The following is a 19609-nucleotide window of genomic DNA, read 5'->3' as shown; positions in this document are numbered from 1 at the left end:
CACTTCCGTGTCAAGGAGGCGGCATGACGGCCAGAGGCGACACGCGCGAGAAGCTGATCGCGGCGGCGGCGGCGGAGTTTGGCGAGCAGGGGTTCGGGGGCACCGACACGAACCGCATCGCGCGGCGCGCGGGCTTCGCGCCCCAGACCTTCTATCGCTGGTTCAAGGACAAGACCGAGATCTTCATCGCCGTCTATCGGGCGTGGGAGGACGAGGAGGCCGAGCTGATGCGCAGCCTGCGCCGCCAGGGCGCGGGCGAAGCCGACGTGGCCGAGGCCGCCGTCGCCCACCATCGCAAGTCGCTGATGTTCCGCCGCAGCCTGAGGCGGCTGTCGCTGGAGGACCCGCAGGTCCGCGCCGCCCGAGCGCAGAGCCGCCTGCGTCAGGTCGAGGCGATCCGGGCCTGGCGCAACGGCGCCCTGTCCGCCGAGACGGTGGCCACCACCCTGCTGGAGCTGGAACGGCTGTCCGACGCCCTGGCCGAGGGGGAGTTTCTGGACATGGGGCTCAGCGAGACCGCCGCGCGCCAGAGGCTGGCCGCCCTGCTGGCGGAGCTCCGGGGCGCCGCCGACTAGGCGCCCTCGACCATCCGGACCAGGGCGTTCTCGAAAGCCGGGTGGTGCAGCAGGGGGTAGTCCTCCAGCACCGCGGCGCGCACGACCCCGAACATGGCTCGCGTGCGCACGAAGTCCTCGATCGAGCGGTCGATGGCGGGGGCCACCTGGCGCGGGGACTCGTCTTCCAGAATGACCTTGAGCGTCACGCGCCGGGTGACCGGTCGACCGGCGAAACCGTGGATCAGGGCGCGGATGTGGGCGCGCAGGGGCGAGGCGCCCTCCTCCTTGATCGCCGCCCGCGCCCGGGCCTGCCAGGCCTCCCGCTCCTCGCGGGCCATGGCCAGCAGGATGGCGCGCTTGTCGGGGAAGTACTGGTAGAGGGTGCCGATGCTCACCCCGGCCAGCTCGGCGATGCGGTTGGTGTTGAGCGCCGCCTCGCCCTCCGTCTCCAGAATGCGAGTTGTCGCCTCGAAGATCGCCGCGCAGGCGGCCTTGGCGCGCGATTGCACCGGGGTCCTTCGGGTCTTGGGGCGAACAGCCATGCGGCGTCTCCAACGCGAGTAACGATCCCCATCAGGCCGGGCCAGGCTTGCCCGGTCAAATGGAGGAATGGTGATGACCTGGGCCACGGATCGACTGGACGGACTGATCGCGGGCGGCGTGGAGCTGCCGCCGGTGGTGACCACCCTGGGCCTGGGCGTGGTCGAGGCCTGGGGGCCTGGCTGGGTCCGCAAGGGCTGGACGCCGCGCCCGGAGGTGCTGAACGGAGACGGCTCTCTGTTCGGCGGCTATCTCGCCGCCCTGGCCGATCAGGTCCTCGCCTTCGCCACCATGACCGTGGTTCCCGACACCGCCTACTTCCGCACCACCCAGTTGCAGATCCAGTTCTTCCGGGTCGGCCGCGCCCATCCCCTGGAGATCGAGGCCCGGGTGCTGGCCCAGACCAAGCAGCTGATCTCGGTCGAGGCCGACTTCCGCCGGCCCGACGGTGAGCTGATCGCCAAGGCCTCGGCCCAGCAGGTCCTGACGCCCAACACCGCCCTCGCGCCGGAACGAACCGCGTCGGGCGCCGTTCTGACCGCGCATGACCCGGCTGATCATCCGACACGAGACCCGCTATCGCTATGAGCGACCGGTGAGCTTCGGCCCGCACCGCCTGCTGGTGCGGCCGCGCGACAGCCACGCCATCCGCATCCTGGACGCGGCGCTCACCTTCTCGCCCGCCGGGGCGACGCGGTGGGTCTATGACGCGCTGGGCAATTGCGTCTGCCTGTTCCATCCGGCCGGATCGTCGGACGAGCTGACCATCATCAGCGAGCTGAAGATCGAGCGATATCCCGCCCCGCTCGCCCCCCTGGCGGTGAGCAATCCGCACACCTCGACGCCGATCGTCTATGACCGCGCCGACCGGGCGGTGCTCGACCCGTTCATCTCGCCCGCGACCGAGGACCCCGACGGCCTGCTGCTCGACTGGCTGAGACGCCAGGCCGGCGGCGCCTATGAGCCGGTGCTGGATTTCCTGCTGCGCCTGAACAACGCCATCCACTTCGGCTTCAGCTATCGCGAGCGCTATGAGGAAGGGGTCCAGGACCCCGCCTACACCATGTCGGTTCGCTCCGGCGCCTGCCGCGACCTGGCCTGGATGATGGTCGAGCTGCTGCGCCGGCTGGGCTACGCCGCACGCTTCGTGACCGGCTATCTCTACTCGCCCCAGGCCGCCGAACGTCGCGGCGCCGGCGCCACCCACGCCTGGTGCGAGGTGTTCCTGCCGGAACTGGGTTGGATGGAGTTCGACCCGACCAACGGCCTGGCGGAGTCCTCTGAACTGATCCCGGTGGCGATCAGCCGCACGCCCGCGGAGGCCTCGCCGATCAGTGGAACCATTAAGGGCTTCCCCGGCGCGGCCCAGCTGACGATTCACGTAGATGTGCGCGCCGACGCCACAATCTCCCAGGCCGCCTGAGCGATACTGCGCACGAGGAGGATATGACCATGACCCGTGGCCTCCAGCAGCAAGACCCGATGCGCGGCTTCGTCGTCCCCAAGACCGCGCCCGCGCCGCAGCACGGCCAGAAAGCCGACCTGAAGCTGAAATCACCGCCCGAACCGCGATCATTCCAGCCCCGCCCGGCGCACTGACGTCCGCAGGCGCGGACAGCCCCGCGACTCTCCCTAAACTTGCCGCAGCGAGACAGGGAGCGGCGCGCCATGACCTTCAGCCTGCGCCGCGCCGTGGCCACGGTGGGGATCAGCCAGACCATCGGCTATGCGGGCAGCACCTATCTGCCGGCCAGTCTGGCGCGCCCGATGGCCCAGGCGGTAGGGGTCTCGGAGTCCACCGTGTTCCTGACCTTCTCCGGCGCGCTGCTGCTTCAGGCGGTGTTCGGACCGCGCCTGGGACGGCTGGTCGACGCGCGCGGCGGACGCGGGCCCCTCGTCGCGGGCAGCGCCCTGTTTGCGCTCGGCCTGACCCTGCTAGCCGTCGCCCAGCACCCCTGGCAGATGGTCGCCGGCTGGGCGGTGATGGGCCTGGCCATGGGCGCTGGCCTCTATGACATCGCCTTCGCCGGCCTGGTCGGATGGTTCGGCGCCGATGCGCGCCGGGGGATCACCGGCGTCACCCTGATCGCAGGCTTCGCCAGCACCATCGGCTGGCCCCTGACCGCGTGGCTGGAGCATCAGGTCGGCTGGCGGGGCGCCTGCCTGTTCTGGGCGGCCGCCAACGCCCTGGTCGCCCTGCCCCTGCATCTCAGCCTGCCGCGCGGCGGGGCCAAGCCCAGGCCGGCCGGCGAGGCGCCGGCGGCAACGCCCATTCAGGACAGTCCTGACGACGTCTGGCGCATGGTGCTGATGGGCGTCGCCTTCGCCATCCTCGGCGGCATCGGCTCGGCGATCTCCGCCCACCTGCCGCCGCTGCTCATGGCGACGGGGGCGAGCGCCGCCGCCGCAGTCGCCGCCGCGGCCCTGGTGGGGCCCTCCCAGGTCGCCGCGCGGATCGCGGAGTTCGTGCTGGTCCGGCGCGTCCATCCGCTGATCTCCGGGCGGGTGGCGGTGTCGCTGTTCCCGATCGGCGCAACCCTGCTGATCCTGGTCGGCGGCGCGGCCGCCGCGCCGTTCACGATCCTCTACGGGGCGGGCAACGGCCTGTTCACCATCGTCCGCGGGACTCTGCCGCTCGCCCTGTTCGGCGAGGCCGGCTATGGCCGCAGGCTCGGGCTGCTGAACATTCCCAACCGCCTGACCCAGGCCGCCTCGCCCTTCCTGCTCTCCCTGCTGATGGCCCGCTCGGCGAACCTGGCGCTCGAGGTGCTGGCCGGCGCAGCCCTGATCGCCTTCGCCGCCCTGATGGTGATGCGCCGGCCCGCGGCCTGATCCGCGACCTCCCGCCCCCGGGGTAGGGGGTTCCCCCCTGTCCGGACTCTGCTAGACCGGACGCATTGAATTTAGTGGTTACCTTGAGGGAGGGCCCGCGCGGACATTTTCCGCCTCAGCGTGCGGGCGCATAAAAAACATGGACAAGATTCCAGAGCCTGAGACCGCCCAGGGCGCGCCCACCGAGGACGTGCAGTTCGTCAAGGGTCCCGCCGGTCCCGAGACCATGGCCGAGAAGGAAGCGGCCTATGAGCGCTTCGTCTGGGACAATCTGAAACGCAACTATATCGGCAACTATCTGCACGGCATGCTGGGCATGACCGGCTTCCGGCTGGTGAACGCGCCCACCTTCCTGCCGGCCTACCTGCACCTGATTTCCGGCTCCAACACCATTGTGGGCCTCGGCATGGCCCTGCAGCAGGTGGGCAGCGTGATCTCGCCGATCTTCGGCGCGACCCAGATCGAACATCGCAAGAAGGTGATGCCGGCGGCCATCTGGATGGGCGGGCTCGCCCGCGTGCAGATCGTCGGCATGGCGCTCGCCGGCTGGTTCCTGAAAGGCCAGCCCCTGGTCATCGCCATGCTGGTGCTGATGTTCCTGTTCGGCCTGTTCATGGGCACCCAGCGGGTGGTGTTCGGCCTCCTGATGGCCAAGGTGATCCCCTTGAGCCGACGGGGCCGGCTACAGGCCTGGCGCAACGCCACCGGGGGTGCGATCGCAGCCGTCCTGGCCTATGCGGCGGGCAAGTACATCATCAAGGCCAACCTGTTCGGGAACGGCTACTCGACCACCTTCATGCTGGCGGCCTTCCTGACCACCACCGGCCTGTGGGCGCTACAGTTCCTGCTGCGCGAACCCGAGCCGCCGCACCTGCCCGAGCGCACGGCCTTCAAGGACCGGCTGAAGGACTTCCCCAAGCTGATCATGGCCGACCCGGGTTATGCGGCCTTCCTGATCGTGCAGATGCTGGCCACGGCCTCGCGGATCGCCGCGCCGTTCTACGCCATCTATGTGACCTCCTCCCTGCCGCTCGCGGCCCAGGTCCTGGGCCTGGGCGCGCTCAGCCTCGCCTTCCTGGGCGCCGACACGGCGTCGAACATCGTCTGGGGCTATCTGGGCGACAAGACCGGGTTCCGCCTGGTGCTGCTGGTCTCGCTGGGCATCTGGATCGGCGCCACGGTCCTGCTGATGACCCTGCACGCGCCAGCCATGGTGTTCCTGGCCTTCTTCGGCCTGGGCGCGGCCCAGTCCGGCTACATGATGGCCGCCCAGACCATGATCCTGGAGTTCGGCAACCGGGCCGAGATGCCGATGCGCATCGCCATTTCGTCCACCGCCGAGGGCATCACCGCCTCGATCGGCCCGCTGATCGGCGGCTTCGTCGCCGACAAGCTGGGCTATGGCACGGTGTTCGGGATCTCGATCGGATTCCTGGTCGCCGGCCTGGCCGTGCTGATCACCATGGTCAAGGAACCGCGCACCGCGCGCCTGGCGGCGATGTAGTGGATTGGCCCTCCCCTACAGGGGAGGGCGTTGAGCGAGTTACGCCGCCAGCTTCTGCGCCTTCGCCGCCGCGATGCGGGCCTGGGCCATTTCGTCGGCGACCTCGTGGGTGGGGCGGCGGTCGGCGGCGGCGCGGTCGAGCACCTCTTCCAGGGTTTCGGTCAGGCGGTCGAGCTTGGCGGCCACCCAGGCCGGATCGAAGGCCTCGCCGGCGTCCAGCGCGCGGATCTCGCCGGCCACATTGATGATGCCGCCGCCGTTGATCACATAGTCCGGCGCATAGAGCAGGCCGGCCTCGAACACCGCGCGGCCGACGTCTGCCGACGCCAGCTGGTTGTTGGCGCCGCCGGCGATGACCTTGGCCTTCAGCCGCGGCAGGGTCTGGGCGTTGATCGCCCCGCCGAGCGCGCAGGGGGCGAAGACATCGGCCTCGACGTCGAAAATCTCGGCCGGGGCGACGATGCGCGCGCCGGTGCGGTCGGCGACCAGGTTCAGGGTTTCGGCGTTGACGTCGGTGATGATCAGCTTGGCGCCGGCGGCGGCGAGCTTGTCGGCCAGATAGGCGCCCACATGGCCGACGCCCTGCAGGGCCACGGTCACGCCGTCGAGATCGCGGCCCAGCGCCTTGCGCACCGCCAGACGGACGCCCCGGAAGACGCCCTCGGCCGTGACCGGGCTGGGATCGCCGGAGGCGGCGGCGTGGCCGTCCAGGCCGGCGACGAAGCAGGTCGCGCGGCGGGCATGGGCGAGATCGGCGGGCGAAACCCCGACATCCTCGGCGGTCCAATAACGGCCGCCCAGGCCGTCGACCGCGCGGCCGAAGGCCTCGAACAGGGCCGGCGTCTTCTGGCTGCGGGCGTCGCCGAGGATCACGGCCTTGCCGCCGCCGAGCGGAATGTCGGCCATGGCGTTCTTGAAGGACATCGCCCGCGAGAGCCGCAGCGCATCGGTGAGCGCCAGGTCGGCGCTGGCGTAGGGCCACATGCGGCAGCCGCCGGCGGCGGGGCCGCGGGCCGTCGAATGGACGGCGATGATCGCCTTCAGGCCGGTCGTTTCGTCAAAGACCGCCTGGACGGTTTCGTGTCCCGCGAAATCGGGATGATCGAACAAGGTCATGCTCATGAAACGCTCGGATGAGGGAACGGTTTGCCCGCCTCTACGCCCGAGCGGGCGGCTTCACAAGCCCGCGTCGCGGCTTCCGTCGTGATGGATCAGGTGATCCAGGGTCTCCGGCGGCGGAATCGGCGGCGGGTTCGAGGGCAAGGGCGCGGCGGGATCCCTGACATAGCTGAGGATGTCGGCCCAGACCTTGGGGCCCTGGCGGTCGCGGGTCATCAGGTGCCAGCCCTCGGCGTAATAGGCCGTGCGGTCGCCGGGCTTGAGCCTGTGCGCCGCCTGGAAGGCCGGGCGCTTGGGAATGATCTGGTCGTGGGCGCCATAGAGATAGAGGACCGGGACCTTGACCGCGCCGGCCTCGCGCCAGGCCCGCTCCATCATCGCCACAAGGCCGTAGAGGGTGTCGGACCGCGCGCCCCAGATCATCAGGGGGTCCTTGCCCATGGCGATCAGCTCGTCGCGATTGTTGGTGGGGAACACCCGCTTGGTCAGCCATTCCGGCGGCTCATAGACATGCGGCCCCGTCAGGCGGGCGGCGAACCACAGGGTGGTCTTGTAGGGCAGAGGCTGGTTCGACCAGCCCCAGACGGCCGGCGACAGCAGCACCACCCGGTCGGCGGCGGGCGGCCGGTCCGAGGCGAAGGCCTCGATGGTCACCGCTCCGCCCATGGACTCGCCGGCCACCACGATCACCGCGTTCGGGTGCCGGGCCTTGGCCAGCGCCACGATGGTGCGCAGGTCCTCGGTCATCAGGTCGTCGCCGCCCCAGACGCCGCGGTCGGGCGAGCGGCCGAAGCCGCGCTGGTCATAGGCGTAGGTCGTCACCCCCTGCTCGGCCCACCAGGGCGCGGCGAGGTGGAAGGCGTTGGCGTAGTCGTTCATGCCGTGCACCCCGATCACCACGGCCCAGGGCTCGCCGGCCTTCGCCGCCCAGGTGGTGAGGCCCAGCCGCGTCCCGTCGAAACTGACAAAGGCGTCCGATCCCAGCCGGGGTCCCTGGAAGGTCACGTCGGGTCGCCCCGCCTGCTGGACCACAAGCGGGGTGCAGGCGGTGAGCAGCAGGGCGGACAGGATGACAAGGAGGCGCTTCACGAGCTCAGGATGGTCTTCACGGTCTGGCGAAGATAGGGCGTAACCTCGGCCTCGAACCAGGGGTTCCGCTTCAGCCAGCCGGTGTTTCGCCAGGACGGATGCGGCATGGGCAGGTAGCGCGGCAGGTAATCCCGCCAGGCCCGCACCGTCTCGGTCATATTGGCCTTGGCCCGATCGCCGAGCGCCCAGGCCTGGGCGTAGCCGCCGACCAGCAGGGTGAGCTCGACCCCGGGCAGGGCGGCCAGCAGGGGCTGGCGCCACAGGGCCGCGCAACGGGGCGGCGGCGGATAGTCCCCGCCCTTGGGATTGGTCCCTGGATAACAGAAGGCCATGGCCGCGACCCCGATCTCGGGCCGGCCATAGAAGGTCTCGGCGTCCACGCCCATCCAGGACCGCAGCCGGTCGCCGGACGGATCGGTGAAGGGCAGACCGCTTTCATGCACCCGCTGGCCCGGCGCCTGGCCGCAGATCAGGAGGCGGGTCTCAGGGGCCACCATCACCACCGGCCTGGGCGTGTGGGCCAGTTCGCCCGCGCAGGCGCGGCAGGCGGCGATGTCGCTCAGGATCGCGTCGAGAGACATCGCCGTCCGAAATCTAGGCTGCGCCCAGCATCGCCTTTTCCTTGGCGACCCAGCCGGCGTAGGACGGGCGCGCCAGGATGCCGGCGACATAGGCCGCCGCCTTGGGATGGGTCGCCGCGTCGATCGGGCAGCCGGCATGGGCGAGGTTGGCGAACGGGCTGGCGACGGCGATGTCGGCAAGGGTGATGCGGTCCTCGATCAGGAAGCCGGAGGCCGGGGCCACGGTCTCCAGATAGTCGACCAGCTTGGGGAAATCGACGCTGACCCCTTCCTCGATGGCCTTCTGGTCGCCCTCGCGCTTCATGAACTTGGGCGCGACCACGCGGTTGAAGAACACCTTGCCGACGCAGGCGCCGATGATGGTGTCGGCGAACTCCTCGTACCAGATGGTCCGGGCCCGGGCCCTGGGCTCGGTCGGGATCAGGTTCGGATCCGGCTTCAGCGCCTCGAGATAGGTGATGATGGCGGTGGAGTCGGAGATCAGGAAATCGCCATCCTTGAAGCCGGGCATCTTGCCGAACGGGCTGGCCAGCTTGAACTCCGGCGGGCCGCCGCCGAAGCCGGCCTGCTGCAGCTCGACCTCAAGCCCCTTCTCGGCCGCGAAGGCGAGGGTCTTGCGGACATAGGGCGACATCGACGAGCCATAGACAATCATTCGGAGTCTCCTTCCGGGGCGGACAGGATGGGGCCCGCGGCGCGCTCGGCGTCGGTGGGCAGGCGCAGGCGATAGACGCCCTTGAACGTCTCGGGATCGGCGGGCTTGCCGTGCCGGGTGACCACGATCGCGCCGCGGCGGGCGAGGCCCCGGGCCGTGTTGCGGACGTGGCCGGTCAGCTTGCGCCAGCGCTCGGGATCGGCGGCGCGCGCCACCTCCTCCGAGGAGGCGGACTTGCCGGGGGCCAGTTTGCCGAGCACCTCGAGGATGACGGCCTCCATGTCGACGGACATGCTCAGCCGCCCCGCTTCAGGGTTTCGCGGGCGATCACCACCTGCTGGATCTGGCTGGTGCCCTCATAGATCCGGAAGATGCGGACGTCGCGATAGAAGCGCTCGATCCCGTAGTCGGCGATGTAGCCGGCGCCGCCGAAGATCTGCACGGCCTTGTCGGCCACCCGGCCGACCATTTCCGAGGCGAAGTACTTGGAGGCCGCGGCCTCCATGGTCACGCTCTGGCCGGCGTCGCGCTTGCGGGCGGTCTCGAAGGTGAGCGCCTTGGCGGCCAGCGCCTCGGTCTTGCAGTCGGCGATCATGCCCTGGACCAGCTGGAACTGGCTGATCGCCTGGCCGAACTGCTTGCGCTCGGAGGCGTAGGCGACGCTGTCGGCGATCAGCCGCTCGGCCACCCCGATGCAGACGGCGGAGATGTGCAGGCGGCCGCGGTCGAGGACCTGCATGGCGACCTTGAAGCCCTCGCCCTCCCGGCCCAGACGGTTTCCCACCGGCACCCGCACGTTGTCGAAATTGACGTCGCAGATGTGGGCGCCCTGCTGGCCCATCTTCTTCTCGGGCTTGCCGACCGACAGGCCGGGCAGGTTCCGCTCGACCAGCAGGGCCGAGACGCCGCCGGCGCCGGGCTTGGACGCGTCGGTGCGGACCATCACCGTGAACAGGTGGGCCTTGTTGGCGTTGGTGATGTAGCGCTTGGAGCCGTTGAGCACATAGTGATCGCCGTCCAGCACGGCGCGGACCTGGACATTTGCCGAGTCCGACCCGGCCTCCGGCTCGGTGAGCGCGAAGGAGGTGATGATCTCGCCCGACGCGATGCCGGGCAGGTACTTGGCCTTCTGCTCGTCGGTCCCGAACATCACGAGCCCTTGCGCGCCGATGCCGACATTGGTGCCGAAGGCCGAGCGGAAGGCCGGGCTGGTGCGGCCGAGCTCCACCGCGACCAGGCATTCCTCCTCCATGGTCAGGTCCATGCCCCCGAATTCCTCGGGGATGGACAGGCCGAACAGGCCGAGCGCCTTCATTTCCTCGATGACCTCGGGCGGCATGGTGTCGGTTTCCGAGACCTGGGCCTCCAGCGGGCGCAGGCGTTCGGTCACGAACCGGCGCACGGTGTCGATCAGCTGGTCGCGGGTTTCGAGGTCTAGGGCCATTTTGGGGTTCTCAAGGTCGCGGATGTCGGAGGCGGCGGAGACCTGGGAGCTTGCACGATCCCGCCCCGCCACTTAGGTCGCGTGCAAACTAGTGACTGGACGCGCGCCGGGCAAACCCTGGGCGCGGTTCTTTTTCGGGGGATGGCATGGACGGCGGCGAAGAAGAGAGCACGGGCTGGGGCCCGCCGATCCCGGGCGAGGGCGAGTGGGCCGACTGGCTGCAATATGTCGGCGGCGATCCCTTCGAGGATCACGCCGGGCCGTTCTATTTCAAGATGGATCCCGACGGGACGCCGCGCTGCGCCTTCCGGGCCGAGAAGAAGCACATGAACGGCGGCGGCTTCATGCACGGCGGCTGCATCATGACCTTCGCCGACTACTGCCTGTTCGTGATCGCCCGCGATTGCCTGGAGGGCGTCCATAGCGTCACGGCGACCTTCAACGGCGAGTTCGTGGGCTCCGCGCCCCTGGGCGCCCTGGTCGAGTGCAAGGGCGAGGTCGTGAAAAACGCGCGCTCCATGGTGTTCCTGCGCGGCCTGATCACCACATCAGGCGCCCCGGTGATGAGCTTCTCGGCCGTCATCAAGAAGACCCGGCCCAGGACCTGACGCCCATGACCGCCACCCTCTCCGTCCTCGACCTGTCGCCGGTGAGCGGCGACGACAGTCAGGCGCAGGCGGTGCGCGACACCATCCAGGTGGCTAAGGCGGCCGAGCGGCTGGGCTATCACCGGTTCTGGGTGGCCGAGCACCACAATATCGGCACGCTCGGCTCGCCCGCCCCGGAGATCCTGATCGCGGCCCTGACGCAGCAGACCTCGACCATCCGGCTGGGTTCGGGCGGGGTCATGCTGGTGAACTACTCGCCGCTGAAGGTGGCCGAGGTGTTCATGGAGCTGGAGGCGCTGGCCCCCGGCCGCATCGACCTGGGCGTCGGCCGGGCGCTCGGCACCGACGGGCGCACGGGGGCGGCGCTGCGCACCTCGGGCTCGGAGGCCTTCCCGCACTATTTCGCCCTGTTGAACGCCTGGCTGCTGGACGCCGCGGGCGTCGAGCCGATCACCGACGCCCACCCGGCCCGCGAGATTCACGCCAATCCGGCCGGGCCCAGTCACCCGGACCTGTTCCTGCTCTGCTCCTCGCCCGACAGCGGGGTGTTCGCGGGCAAGACCGGGGTGGGCATGGTGTTCGCCGAGTTCATCGCCCAGACCAATGGCGCGCCGGCCGTGGCCGCCTATCGCAAGGCGTTCGAGCCCTCAGCCTTCCGCGACAAGGCCTACGCGGCCGTCGCGACCATCGCGCTCGCCGCCGAGACCGATGCGGAGGCCCAGCGCCTGGCCGCGCCGCTGCGGGCCGGCAATCTCTCCATGCTGATGAACCAGCGCCGCCGGTTCCGCTCGATCCCCGAAGCCCAGGCCTTCCTGGCCGAGCACGCCGACAGCCCCTTGATGCCCATGGTCATGGCCCGCGGCGTCGTCGGAGAGGCCAGCTATGTCCGCGCCGAACTGGCGGCCAAGGCCGAGCGCGAAGGGGTCGACGAACTGTTCGTCATGGCGGTCGGACCGGACCTTCCGAGCCGCATCCGGTCGCTGGAGCTGATCAAGCCCGGCTGAGCTCATCCAGGGGTGGCGTGACGCCGCCGGCTCTGCGAAGACTTCTCGAAATCCACGCGCCCTCCCCGCATCTGAGTCCCCCATGCGCCGCAGATTCTGGACCCTTCTCCTGGCCGGCGTGATGGCCGCGGCCGGCCTCAGCCAGGCCGCCCATGCCGAGGGCGTGGCCCTGACCTATGACGACCTGCCGGGCTTCGCCCTCACCGACTCCGTCGCCTATGCGGATCTGACCACCAACCGGCTGCTGCGCGGCATCCGGCGTCATCATTTCCACGCCACGGGCTTTGTCATCGGCGATCGGCTGGAGGGCGACCAGCACGCCGCCCGCACCGCCATGGTGGTCAAGTGGCGCGACGCCGGCGTGGTGCTGGGCAACCACACCAATTCCCATGAGAGCCTGAACAAGACCCCGGTCGCCGACTACATCGCCGACGTGGCCGCGGCCGATGCGGTGCTGCGCCCGATCCTGGCGGCCAAGGGCGAGACCCCGGTCTGGTTCCGCCATCCCTATCTCGAGACGGGGACCACGGCGGAGGCCCGCAAGACCTTCGAGGACTGGCTGGCCGCCCACGGCTACAAGGTCGCGCCGGTGACCATGGAGAACTCCGACTGGATGTTCGCGCTCGTCTATGACGACGCCATCCTGCGCCACGACAGGGCCAAGGCCGCGAAGGTCAAGCAGACCTATCTAACCTATACCGAGAAGTGCGTGCAGTGGTACCGCCAGGCGGGGCTGGAGCTGCTGGGCCGCAGGCCGGACTATGTGTTCCTGCTGCACGCGACTCGGCTGAACGCCGACACGGTCGGCGACCTGGCCAGGATCCTGAAGCGCAATCACCTGCGTCCCGAGCCCCTGGCCGAGGCCATGGCCGACCCGGCCTACAAGATCGTCGACACGCGCGGAAATCCCGACGGCGACGAGTGGCTGAGCCGCTGGGCGGTCACCCTGCACAAGGAGCTGCCCTGGGACAGCTTCCCCGATCGCCGGCGGACATCTCGGCCGAGAACGACAAGCTCGACACGCCATAGTTCCGGTTGCGCCCGCACCGTGGCCCCGGCACGCTGGGTGAACTGAACAGGAGAGATCAGTGGGTCGCGAGCGGTTGACGGCGTTCACGGACGGGGTGCTGGCCATCATCGTGACGATCATGGTGCTGGAGCTGCGGCCGCCGCACGGGGTCGAGCTGAGCAACCTGGCCGAGCTCCTGCCGGTGTTCATGAGCTATGTGCTGAGCTTCCTGTACGTGGCCATCTACTGGAACAACCACCACCATTTCTTCCACCTGGTGCCGGTGGTGAACGGGGCGGTGCTGTGGGCCAACATGCACCTGCTGTTCTGGCTGTCCCTCGTGCCCTTCACCACGGCCTGGATGGGCGAGAACCACTTCGCCCCCGTGCCGACCGCGGTCTACGGCCTGTCGCTGCTGGCGCCGGCCGTGGCCTGGGTGATCATGCAGCGGACCATCATCAACGCCCAGGGCCCGGACTCGGCCCTGCGCCGGGCGCTCGGCCGTGACCTCAAGGGCGCCCTGTCGCCCTTCCTCTATCTGGCGGGCGTGGGGCTCTCGTTCGTCAACACCGCCGTCGCCGGCCTGCTCTACCTGGCCGTCGCCCTGATGTGGCTGATCCCGGACCGGCGGGTCGAGGCGAGCGTCGCGCGGGACTAGCCCCCTACTTCATCCCCGCCTTGGCCGCAGGCCGCGCCCGCATGGCCTCGGCCCAGCGGTGGACGTTCTTCAGCTCCTCCGGGATCACCAGCTTGATCATCCGGGTGAAGTCGATGCCGATGAAGGCCACGATGTCGGCGATGGTCAGGCGGTCGCCGGCCAGCCATTCGCTTTCGCCCAGACGCCGGTCCAGGACCTTCAGCGCCTTGAGCGCGCCGGTCTTGTTATGCTCGCCCACCTCCGGCGCCTGCTGCTCCAGGGCGGCCATGGCCGGGTGCAGATGGCGAACGGCGATCATCAGGGGCGTGGCGACCAGCATCTCGGCGCGACGGGTCCACATCTCGATGAGGGCGGTCTCCTTGGGATCTCGGCCGAACAGGTTGGGCTCCGGATAAAGCGCCTCGAGATAGCGGCAGATCGCCAGGCTCTCGGTGATGGTGGTCCCGTCGTCCATCTCGAGCGCCGGGACATTGGGCAGGCCGGCTTTGGCCAGATAGTCGGGCTGCTTGTGGGTGCCCTCCATCAGGTTCAGCCGGACGATCTCGACGTCCTCAATGCCCTTCTCAGCCATGAACCAGCGGACGCGGCGCGGATTGGGCGCCAGCGGGGTGTCATAGAGCTTCATCGCGCGGCCCTCCCTGAGGCCTTGTCGTTATTGTCCGAACAGGGCCGCGGGCATGGCCCCGACCACGGCGGCGGTCACGCAGGTGGCCAGGAAGCCGGCGAACATCGCCTTCCAGACCATGCCGATCACCTCGCCCCGGCGCTCTGGCACAAGCACGGTGTAGCCGGCGACGTTCATGCCGACCGAGGCGATATTGGCGAAGCCGCAGAGCGCATAGGTCATGATCACCCGGGTGCGGTCGCCGAGTTCGCCCACCGGGATCGCGCCCAGCTTGATGAAGGCGGTGAATTCGGTGAGCACCAGCTTCACGCCCAGCAGCGAGCCCGCCGTCGGGGCGTCGCGCCAGGGCACGCCGATCGACCAGGCGAGCGGGGCGAAGATCACGCCGAGGATCCGCTCGACCGACAGGGGCGCGCCCTGGACCTGCGGGAACATGCCGAGGATGCCGTTGACCATGGCGACCATGGCCACGAACACGATCAGGGTGGCGCCGACATTGAGCGCGATCTGCAGGCCGTCGGTGGTGCCTTTGATCAGGGCGTCGATCGAGCTCTCGTAGACCTTGTTGGCGGTGGGATCGAGATCCTTGCCGTCCTCCATCCGCGGATTGCGCGGCACCAGGATGCGGGCCAGCAGCACGCCCGCCGGCGCCGAGATGATCGAGGCGGTGAGCACGTGGGCGGCGGCGTTGGGCAGGACGCCCTTCAGGATGGTCGCATAGGCCACCATGGTCGAGCCGGACACGCAGCTCATGCCGACCGCGATCAGCAGGAACAGCTCGGAGCGCGACAGGCTGGAGAGATAGGAGCGGATGAAGATCGGGCCCTCGATCTGGCCCATGAACACCGTGGCGGCGGTGGCCAGCGCCGGCGCGCCGCGCAGCCCCATGGTCTTTTCGAAGATGAAGCCGAAGCCCTGGGTGATCCACTTCAGGATCTTCCAGTGCCAGAGCAGGGCGGCCAGCGCGCAGACCACCAGGATCACGGGCAGGACGCGGAAGGCGAAGACGAACAGACCGGCCGGGTTCTGCACCGCATAGGGCTGGTCCGGGGTTCCCGACAGGAAGCCGAAGACGAAGGACACCCCGGCCTGGGTGCTGGAGGCGAGGCCATCGACCGCCGCGCCGACCCCGCCGAGACCGGCGCGCAGGGCCGGCACCCCGAACAGGGCCAGCACCAGGGCCGCCTGCAGCACGATCGCGCCGACCGCCAGCTTCCACGGGAACTTGGAGCGGTCCTCGGACAGGGCCCAGCAGACCAGGAGGATCAGCGCCAAGCCTACGAGACTCTGGGCGTTTTCAGGTCGGAACATATGTCTTGGGCCCCTGCCGGCGGGATTCGCACCGGAACTGTCACACTAGAAGAACATGCGGCCGAATTTCGCAAGCCGAGGAGCAATTGACATCAATTAGATTGTACACTATCTAATTGCTCACACGCAAGGAGACCTCCCCCATGTCCGCCCTCTATTCCACCCAGGCCCGCGCCGTCGGCGGCCGCGCCGGCCATGTCGAAACCCCGGACGGCCTGCTGTCCGTCGACCTCGCCCTGCCCGCCGAAATGGGCGGCCGCGGCGGCGCGACCAATCCCGAGCAGCTGTTCGCCGCCGGCTACGCCGCCTGTTTTGAGAACGCCGTGCGCTTCATTGCTGGGCAACAGAAGCTGCCGCTGAAGGGCGCCGCCGTCACCGCCCATGTGGAGCTTCACCCCCGCGCCGAGGGCGGCTTCAAGCTGGGCGTGTCGCTGGACGCCGAGACGCAAGGGCTCGATCAGACCACCGCCGAGACCCTGATCGCCGCCGCCCACCAGGTCTGCCCCTATTCGAATGCGGTTCGCGGCAATATCGATGTTGGGATAACCGTAAGGGCGCAATGAGTCTCAAGCCTCAAACTCCCGGCCCCGGACCGGCCGCCGACCTGGCGGCCGAGTTCCTGCGCCTGGACAACCAGCTCTGCTTCGCCCTCTACGCGGCGAGCGGGCTGGTCACCCGCGCCTATCGCCCCCTGCTGGAGCCGCTCGGCCTGACCTATCCGCAGTACCTGGCCATGCTGGTGCTGTGGGAGCGGTCGCCGCGCACGGTGAGCGAACTGGGCGAGGCGCTCAGCCTGGATTCCGGCACCCTCACCCCGCTCTTGAAGCGGCTGGAGGCGGCCGGCTTCGTCACCCGCACCCGCGATCCCGCCGACGAACGCCGCGTGCAGATCGGCCTGACCGACAAGGGCGCCGACCTGCGCGCCCAGGCCGCCGCCATCCCCGCGACACTGGCCTGCGCCCTGCCGCTGGCGCCGACCGAGCTGGTGGAGCTGCGCGCCACCCTGCAGGACTTCGCCCGGAAGATGCGGACGGCGGGCTAGGCCCGGCGCGGCAAGGCTTGCGCGCCGCCCGGCCGTCCCGCAAAACCCGCCCATGACCGAGCTGTTCTTCGACCTGCAGTCGACCCACAACCCGCACCGCTGGTTCCTGCCCCTGACCGACGGGGTCTGCGTCGGGCCGCCGGACAATCTGTTCATGTACGGCGGCATCGGCCTGGCCTCGGCCATCGCGGCCATGGAGCGGACCACGGGCCGGCCGGTGATCTGGGCGACGGCCCAGTACCTGTCCTATGCGCGGCCGCCCTCGATCGTCGACCTCGACGTCTGGGTGCCGGTGCACGGCAAGTACAACAGCCAGGCCCGGGTGATCGGCCATGTCGGCGACAAGGAGATCTTCACGGTCAACGCCGCCCTGGGCAGCCGCGAGAGCGCGGTCTCTCACCAGTGGGTCGAGGCGCCCGACATGCCCCCGCCGGAAGAGTGCGAACTCTCGACCCTGTGGACCGGCCAGGGCTGGAACCTGAACAGCCGGCTGGAGGTGCGGGTCGCGCCCGGCCGCTATGGCGCCGTGCCCCGCACCGGCCAGCTCAGCGAGGACGGGCGCAGCGTCATGTGGGTGCGCCCCCGCGGCGACCACGCCATCGACAATTCCATGCTAGCGATAATCGCCGACTATGTGCCCTCGGGCGTCGGCGCGGCGCTGGGCCGCCAGGGCGGCGGCAACAGCCTGGACAACACCCTGCGCATCCGCCGGATCGTGCCCACCGAATGGGTGCTGTGCGACATCCACATCCACGGCATGCATTCGGGCTTCGCCCACGGGGACATGCGGCTGTTCGCCCAGGACGGCGAGCTGATGGCCGTGGCCAGCCAGTCGGTGATCGTGCGGTCGATGGACTGACGGCGCGTCCCCGCGGGGGCGCCGGCCCTCACTTCGCCATCAGCTCCTTCACCAGCGCGGTCTGGCCATAGACCTTCTGCAGGGCCTCGGTGGCGGCCGAGGTCGCGACCACCACCGTGCGGTTGATCGACCCGTCATAGCCGTAGTTCCCGCCCAGGGAATGGATGTTGCCGTCGAAGGCCGCGCCCAGGATCTCGGCCTTGGCGTTGATCACCGGCGAGCCGGAATTGCCGCCGATGATGTCGTTGGTGGTGACGAAGTTGAACACCGTGTCGGGGTTCAGCCGGTCCTTCGCCGCAATCCAGCGGGGCGCCAGCCGATAGGGCTCGGCGCCGGTGGCGCGGGCGTAGAGCCCGGCGAACGTCGTGGTGGGCGGCACGGTCACGCCCCGCCAGGTCCAGCCGGCGACCTTGCCGTAGGACAGGCGCAGGGTGAAGGTCGCGTCCGGATAGGCCATGTCGCCGAAGACCGCGAACCGCGCGCGGGCGATCTGGGCCGCGGCGGAGTCCGTGGGCCCGGCCACCCGCTGGTCCCAGGCCTTGCGAACCTCGCGGGCCGCCGGGTCGAGCTTGAGGACCAGCTGGATCATGGGATCCTGGGAGGCCTGGACCGCGGCGAGACCGCCGTCCCACAGGGCCTCGCGCACAGCGGGATCGGCCAGGGTCGTTCCGGCGACCAGGCGGTCGGCCAGATCCTCAGGGCTTTCCTTGCCCAGCAGCATCTGGGTCGCCGGGTCATCGGCCGTGAGGTACTCGCGGGTCTTGGAGAGCCAGAAGGCCAGATAGAGCTGCTCCAGGTCCGGATCGATCGGGCTGGGATCGAGGAGCTGCTTGCGCATCAGAGACAGGCGGCTGTCGGCGTATTCGGGCAGGCGCTCGGCCGGGGGGACGGCGCGCTCCTCCGCCGCGCGGACCAGTTCGCGGGCGTACATGAACAGGTCCGACATGGAGCCTGCGCCGGTCTCGAGCTGGCGGTAGCGGACATAGGTCTCGGCATAGGCGGCCTGGGCCTGGGCGATGGCGGACCAGGGATCGCCCACCTCGGCCGCAATCCGCGGATCGGCCGCGACCTTGGCGCGGAGCTCGGCTTCAGCCGCGCGCTTGGCGTCCATGAAACCCTTGTCGCTCAGGGCGAACTGCCGGCCGAAATAGACCTTGTAGGCGTTCTCCAGCCCGAACAGCGGATCGGTCGCGACCCGGCGATGCTCGGCGCTCTCCTCGCTGAAGCGGATCAGACGGCCGCGCAGCTCCGAGCGCTGCAGCTGGCCGATCGGCAGGGCCACATCGCGCTGGGTCTCCAGCTGGGCGACGGTGAGCATCCGCTCGGTGCCGCCGGGATTGCCGGCCACGAAGGTCGGTTCGCCGACCCTGGGCGGGGCCGCGCGCCAGATCAGATGCTGCGGGCTCTTGACCGGCTTGCCGCGCTCATAGAGGCGCACGAAGCTGATATCGAGATTGTAGCGCGGGAAGTTGAAGTTGTCGGGATCGCCGCCGAAAAACGCGGTCGCGAACTCCGGGGCGAAGACCAGCCGGACGTCCGAATACTTGTGATATTTGTAGAGCTTGAACTGGCCGCCCCGGTAGAGGCTGACCACCTGGCAGCGGGCGGTCTCGTCCTGGGCGCAGGCGGCCGATTCGGCGGCGGCCATGGCGGCGTTGCGGGCGCGGACGAAGGCTTCGCCGGTCGCGCCGGCGGCCGCGGCGTTGATCTGGCCGGTCAGGTCGGTGATGGAGGTCAGGACCTCGGCCTGCATCCCCGGACACCGGCGCTCCTCCTCGCGCGTCGCCGCCGCGAAGCCGTCCTTCACATAGTCGGTGTCGCCCGTGGACAGGCTCTGGACGCAGCTGACCACGCAGTGGTGGTTGGAGAACACCAGGCCGTCCCGCGACACCAGGGAGGCGGAGCAGCCGCTGGTCAGGCGGACCGAGGCGGAACGCACCCGGTCCAGCCATTTCTGGTCGATATTCACCCCGTACGCGGCCTGGACCTTGGTCTGCGGAAAATTGTCGAAGGTCCACATGCCTTCGTCCGCGAGGGCCGCGGAGGACACCAGAGACAGGGCGGCGGAGAGCCCAAGAGCCGCCCCGAACTTCAATCGAAACATTCACTTAGCCAAGACTAGACGGACCCCCGCGGCGCGCCTCGCCTTGCGGTGTAACCTTGTGACGATCC

23 protein-coding genes are annotated in these 19609 nt (G+C 69.4%); 13 read left to right on the top strand and 10 right to left on the bottom strand.

Annotated elements, in window-relative coordinates; translation table 11 throughout:
• Positions 1-23: 23 nt before the first annotated feature.
• Positions 24-575 carry a TetR/AcrR family transcriptional regulator gene (locus tag MQH10_RS17040; RefSeq protein ID WP_242565212.1) on the top strand — a complete coding sequence of 184 codons (552 nt, stop codon included), beginning with the start codon at positions 24-26 and terminating at the stop codon, positions 573-575.
• On the opposite strand, the gene MQH10_RS17035 is transcribed toward MQH10_RS17040, so the two are convergent.
• The gene (locus tag MQH10_RS17035) at positions 572-1099 is read right to left on the bottom strand and encodes a TetR/AcrR family transcriptional regulator (protein WP_242565211.1); all 528 of its coding nucleotides are present in this window, start codon (positions 1097-1099) and stop codon (positions 572-574) included. The genes MQH10_RS17040 and MQH10_RS17035 overlap by 4 nt on opposite strands.
• Before the next feature lie 73 nt (positions 1100-1172).
• Between MQH10_RS17035 and MQH10_RS17030 the strand changes: the two genes are divergently transcribed.
• The 5 genes from MQH10_RS17030 to MQH10_RS17010 all read left to right on the top strand — a co-directional run bounded on the left by MQH10_RS17030 (position 1173) and on the right by MQH10_RS17010 (position 5433).
• Entirely contained in the window at positions 1173-1685 is a 513-nt protein-coding gene (locus tag MQH10_RS17030) for a PaaI family thioesterase (protein ID WP_242565210.1), read from the top strand.
• Positions 1642-2520 (top strand): transglutaminase family protein, encoded by an 879-nt coding sequence (locus MQH10_RS17025; protein WP_242565209.1) that lies wholly within the window; start codon positions 1642-1644, stop codon positions 2518-2520. Before MQH10_RS17030 ends, MQH10_RS17025 begins: the two co-directional genes overlap by 44 nt.
• Positions 2521-2549: 29 nt before the next feature.
• The gene (locus MQH10_RS17020; protein WP_242565208.1) at positions 2550-2696 is read left to right on the top strand and encodes a hypothetical protein; all 147 of its coding nucleotides are present in this window, start codon (positions 2550-2552) and stop codon (positions 2694-2696) included.
• 69 nt (positions 2697-2765) lie between these two features.
• On the top strand, positions 2766-3929 hold the full coding sequence (locus MQH10_RS17015; RefSeq protein ID WP_242565207.1) for an MFS transporter: 1164 nt from the start codon (positions 2766-2768) through the stop codon (positions 3927-3929).
• A gap of 139 nt (positions 3930-4068) precedes the next feature.
• The gene (locus MQH10_RS17010) at positions 4069-5433 is read left to right on the top strand and encodes an MFS transporter (RefSeq protein WP_242565206.1); all 1365 of its coding nucleotides are present in this window, start codon (positions 4069-4071) and stop codon (positions 5431-5433) included.
• Positions 5434-5472: 39 nt separating this feature from the next.
• Here the strand turns inward: MQH10_RS17010 and MQH10_RS17005 are convergent, their stop codons facing one another.
• Genes MQH10_RS17005 through MQH10_RS16980 form a run of 6 tightly spaced genes read right to left on the bottom strand, consistent with a single transcriptional unit; the run spans position 5473 to position 10321 of the window.
• Complete coding sequence (locus tag MQH10_RS17005) at positions 5473-6549, bottom strand: Glu/Leu/Phe/Val dehydrogenase dimerization domain-containing protein (protein ID WP_242565246.1); 1077 nt, start codon at positions 6547-6549, stop codon at positions 5473-5475.
• A 60-nt stretch (positions 6550-6609) separates the two neighbouring features.
• Positions 6610-7641 carry an alpha/beta hydrolase gene (locus MQH10_RS17000; protein ID WP_242565205.1) on the bottom strand — a complete coding sequence of 344 codons (1032 nt, stop codon included), beginning with the start codon at positions 7639-7641 and terminating at the stop codon, positions 6610-6612.
• Entirely contained in the window at positions 7638-8222 is a 585-nt protein-coding gene (locus MQH10_RS16995) for a uracil-DNA glycosylase family protein (protein WP_242565204.1), read from the bottom strand. The genes MQH10_RS17000 and MQH10_RS16995 overlap by 4 nt, the downstream gene beginning before the upstream one ends.
• A gap of 13 nt (positions 8223-8235) precedes the next feature.
• Entirely contained in the window at positions 8236-8877 is a 642-nt protein-coding gene (locus MQH10_RS16990) for a glutathione S-transferase family protein (protein WP_242565203.1), read from the bottom strand.
• Complete coding sequence (locus MQH10_RS16985) at positions 8874-9170, bottom strand: DUF3253 domain-containing protein (RefSeq protein WP_242565202.1); 297 nt, start codon at positions 9168-9170, stop codon at positions 8874-8876. Before MQH10_RS16985 ends, MQH10_RS16990 begins: the two co-directional genes overlap by 4 nt.
• Before the next feature lie 2 nt (positions 9171-9172).
• On the bottom strand, positions 9173-10321 hold the full coding sequence (locus tag MQH10_RS16980; protein WP_242565201.1) for an acyl-CoA dehydrogenase family protein: 1149 nt from the start codon (positions 10319-10321) through the stop codon (positions 9173-9175).
• Between the two features lie 146 nt (positions 10322-10467).
• On the opposite strand from MQH10_RS16980, the gene MQH10_RS16975 reads away from it, so the two are divergent.
• The 4 genes from MQH10_RS16975 (at position 10468) to MQH10_RS16960 (ending at position 13600) form a co-directional block, all read left to right on the top strand.
• Positions 10468-10929, top strand: coding sequence for a PaaI family thioesterase (locus MQH10_RS16975; protein WP_242565200.1), 462 nt, complete (start codon positions 10468-10470; stop codon positions 10927-10929).
• A gap of 5 nt (positions 10930-10934) precedes the next feature.
• Positions 10935-11933, top strand: a complete 999-nt coding sequence (locus tag MQH10_RS16970) for an MsnO8 family LLM class oxidoreductase (protein WP_242565199.1) — start codon at positions 10935-10937, stop codon at positions 11931-11933.
• Positions 11934-12015: 82 nt separating this feature from the next.
• Positions 12016-13008 carry a polysaccharide deacetylase family protein gene (locus tag MQH10_RS16965; RefSeq protein ID WP_242565198.1) on the top strand — a complete coding sequence of 331 codons (993 nt, stop codon included), beginning with the start codon at positions 12016-12018 and terminating at the stop codon, positions 13006-13008.
• 13 nt (positions 13009-13021) lie between these two features.
• Positions 13022-13600, top strand: coding sequence for a TMEM175 family protein (locus MQH10_RS16960; RefSeq protein WP_242565197.1), 579 nt, complete (start codon positions 13022-13024; stop codon positions 13598-13600).
• A 4-nt stretch (positions 13601-13604) separates the two neighbouring features.
• Here the strand turns inward: MQH10_RS16960 and MQH10_RS16955 are convergent, their stop codons facing one another.
• Together MQH10_RS16955 and MQH10_RS16950 are read right to left on the bottom strand one after the other, a co-directional pair.
• Positions 13605-14225, bottom strand: coding sequence for a glutathione S-transferase family protein (locus tag MQH10_RS16955; RefSeq protein WP_242565196.1), 621 nt, complete (start codon positions 14223-14225; stop codon positions 13605-13607).
• A gap of 27 nt (positions 14226-14252) precedes the next feature.
• A complete protein-coding gene (locus tag MQH10_RS16950; RefSeq protein ID WP_242565195.1) occupies positions 14253-15536 on the bottom strand; it encodes a NupC/NupG family nucleoside CNT transporter in 1284 nt (427 codons plus the stop codon).
• Between the two features lie 143 nt (positions 15537-15679).
• Here MQH10_RS16950 and MQH10_RS16945 point away from each other — a divergent pair, with 143 nt between their 5' ends.
• From MQH10_RS16945 to MQH10_RS16935, 3 genes are read left to right on the top strand one after another with little or no spacing between them, the layout of a single operon-like run.
• Positions 15680-16099: an organic hydroperoxide resistance protein gene (locus MQH10_RS16945; protein ID WP_242565194.1), complete on the top strand. Its 420-nt coding sequence runs from the start codon at positions 15680-15682 to the stop codon at positions 16097-16099.
• A complete protein-coding gene (locus tag MQH10_RS16940; RefSeq protein ID WP_242565193.1) occupies positions 16096-16578 on the top strand; it encodes a MarR family winged helix-turn-helix transcriptional regulator in 483 nt (160 codons plus the stop codon). Before MQH10_RS16945 ends, MQH10_RS16940 begins: the two co-directional genes overlap by 4 nt.
• A gap of 52 nt (positions 16579-16630) precedes the next feature.
• Positions 16631-17437, top strand: coding sequence for an acyl-CoA thioesterase (locus MQH10_RS16935; protein ID WP_242565192.1), 807 nt, complete (start codon positions 16631-16633; stop codon positions 17435-17437).
• A 28-nt stretch (positions 17438-17465) separates the two neighbouring features.
• Here MQH10_RS16935 and MQH10_RS16930 read toward each other — a convergent pair whose 3' ends face one another.
• Positions 17466-19541, bottom strand: a complete 2076-nt coding sequence (locus MQH10_RS16930) for a S46 family peptidase (RefSeq protein ID WP_242565191.1) — start codon at positions 19539-19541, stop codon at positions 17466-17468.
• Positions 19542-19609: the final 68 nt, after the last annotated feature.

Source organism: Phenylobacterium aquaticum (assembly GCF_022695515.1).
Lineage (GTDB): Bacteria > Pseudomonadota > Alphaproteobacteria > Caulobacterales > Caulobacteraceae > Phenylobacterium > Phenylobacterium aquaticum.
This window is presented reverse-complemented; position numbering and strand designations above follow the sequence as displayed.

Bases quoted from the DNA above. Each gene is read 5' to 3' on its own strand.
- MQH10_RS17040 (WP_242565212.1), top strand. From the start codon at position 24: ATGACGGCCAGAGGCGACACGCGCGAGAAGCTGATCGCGGCGGCGGCG.
- MQH10_RS17035 (WP_242565211.1), bottom strand. From the start codon at position 1,099: ATGGCTGTTCGCCCCAAGACCCGAAGGACCCCGGTGCAATCGCGCGCC.
- MQH10_RS17030 (WP_242565210.1), top strand. From the start codon at position 1,173: ATGACCTGGGCCACGGATCGACTGGACGGACTGATCGCGGGCGGCGTG.
- MQH10_RS17025 (WP_242565209.1), top strand. From the start codon at position 1,642: ATGACCCGGCTGATCATCCGACACGAGACCCGCTATCGCTATGAGCGA.
- MQH10_RS17020 (WP_242565208.1), top strand. From the start codon at position 2,550: ATGACCCGTGGCCTCCAGCAGCAAGACCCGATGCGCGGCTTCGTCGTC.
- MQH10_RS17015 (WP_242565207.1), top strand. From the start codon at position 2,766: ATGACCTTCAGCCTGCGCCGCGCCGTGGCCACGGTGGGGATCAGCCAG.
- MQH10_RS17010 (WP_242565206.1), top strand. From the start codon at position 4,069: ATGGACAAGATTCCAGAGCCTGAGACCGCCCAGGGCGCGCCCACCGAG.
- MQH10_RS17005 (WP_242565246.1), bottom strand. From the start codon at position 6,549: ATGACCTTGTTCGATCATCCCGATTTCGCGGGACACGAAACCGTCCAG.
- MQH10_RS16995 (WP_242565204.1), bottom strand. From the start codon at position 8,222: ATGTCTCTCGACGCGATCCTGAGCGACATCGCCGCCTGCCGCGCCTGC.
- MQH10_RS16990 (WP_242565203.1), bottom strand. From the start codon at position 8,877: ATGATTGTCTATGGCTCGTCGATGTCGCCCTATGTCCGCAAGACCCTC.
- MQH10_RS16985 (WP_242565202.1), bottom strand. From the start codon at position 9,170: ATGTCCGTCGACATGGAGGCCGTCATCCTCGAGGTGCTCGGCAAACTG.
- MQH10_RS16980 (WP_242565201.1), bottom strand. From the start codon at position 10,321: ATGGCCCTAGACCTCGAAACCCGCGACCAGCTGATCGACACCGTGCGC.
- MQH10_RS16975 (WP_242565200.1), top strand. From the start codon at position 10,468: ATGGACGGCGGCGAAGAAGAGAGCACGGGCTGGGGCCCGCCGATCCCG.
- MQH10_RS16970 (WP_242565199.1), top strand. From the start codon at position 10,935: ATGACCGCCACCCTCTCCGTCCTCGACCTGTCGCCGGTGAGCGGCGAC.
- MQH10_RS16965 (WP_242565198.1), top strand. From the start codon at position 12,016: ATGCGCCGCAGATTCTGGACCCTTCTCCTGGCCGGCGTGATGGCCGCG.
- MQH10_RS16955 (WP_242565196.1), bottom strand. From the start codon at position 14,225: ATGAAGCTCTATGACACCCCGCTGGCGCCCAATCCGCGCCGCGTCCGC.
- MQH10_RS16950 (WP_242565195.1), bottom strand. From the start codon at position 15,536: ATGTTCCGACCTGAAAACGCCCAGAGTCTCGTAGGCTTGGCGCTGATC.
- MQH10_RS16945 (WP_242565194.1), top strand. From the start codon at position 15,680: ATGTCCGCCCTCTATTCCACCCAGGCCCGCGCCGTCGGCGGCCGCGCC.
- MQH10_RS16940 (WP_242565193.1), top strand. From the start codon at position 16,096: ATGAGTCTCAAGCCTCAAACTCCCGGCCCCGGACCGGCCGCCGACCTG.
- MQH10_RS16935 (WP_242565192.1), top strand. From the start codon at position 16,631: ATGACCGAGCTGTTCTTCGACCTGCAGTCGACCCACAACCCGCACCGC.
- MQH10_RS16930 (WP_242565191.1), bottom strand. From the start codon at position 19,541: ATGTTTCGATTGAAGTTCGGGGCGGCTCTTGGGCTCTCCGCCGCCCTG.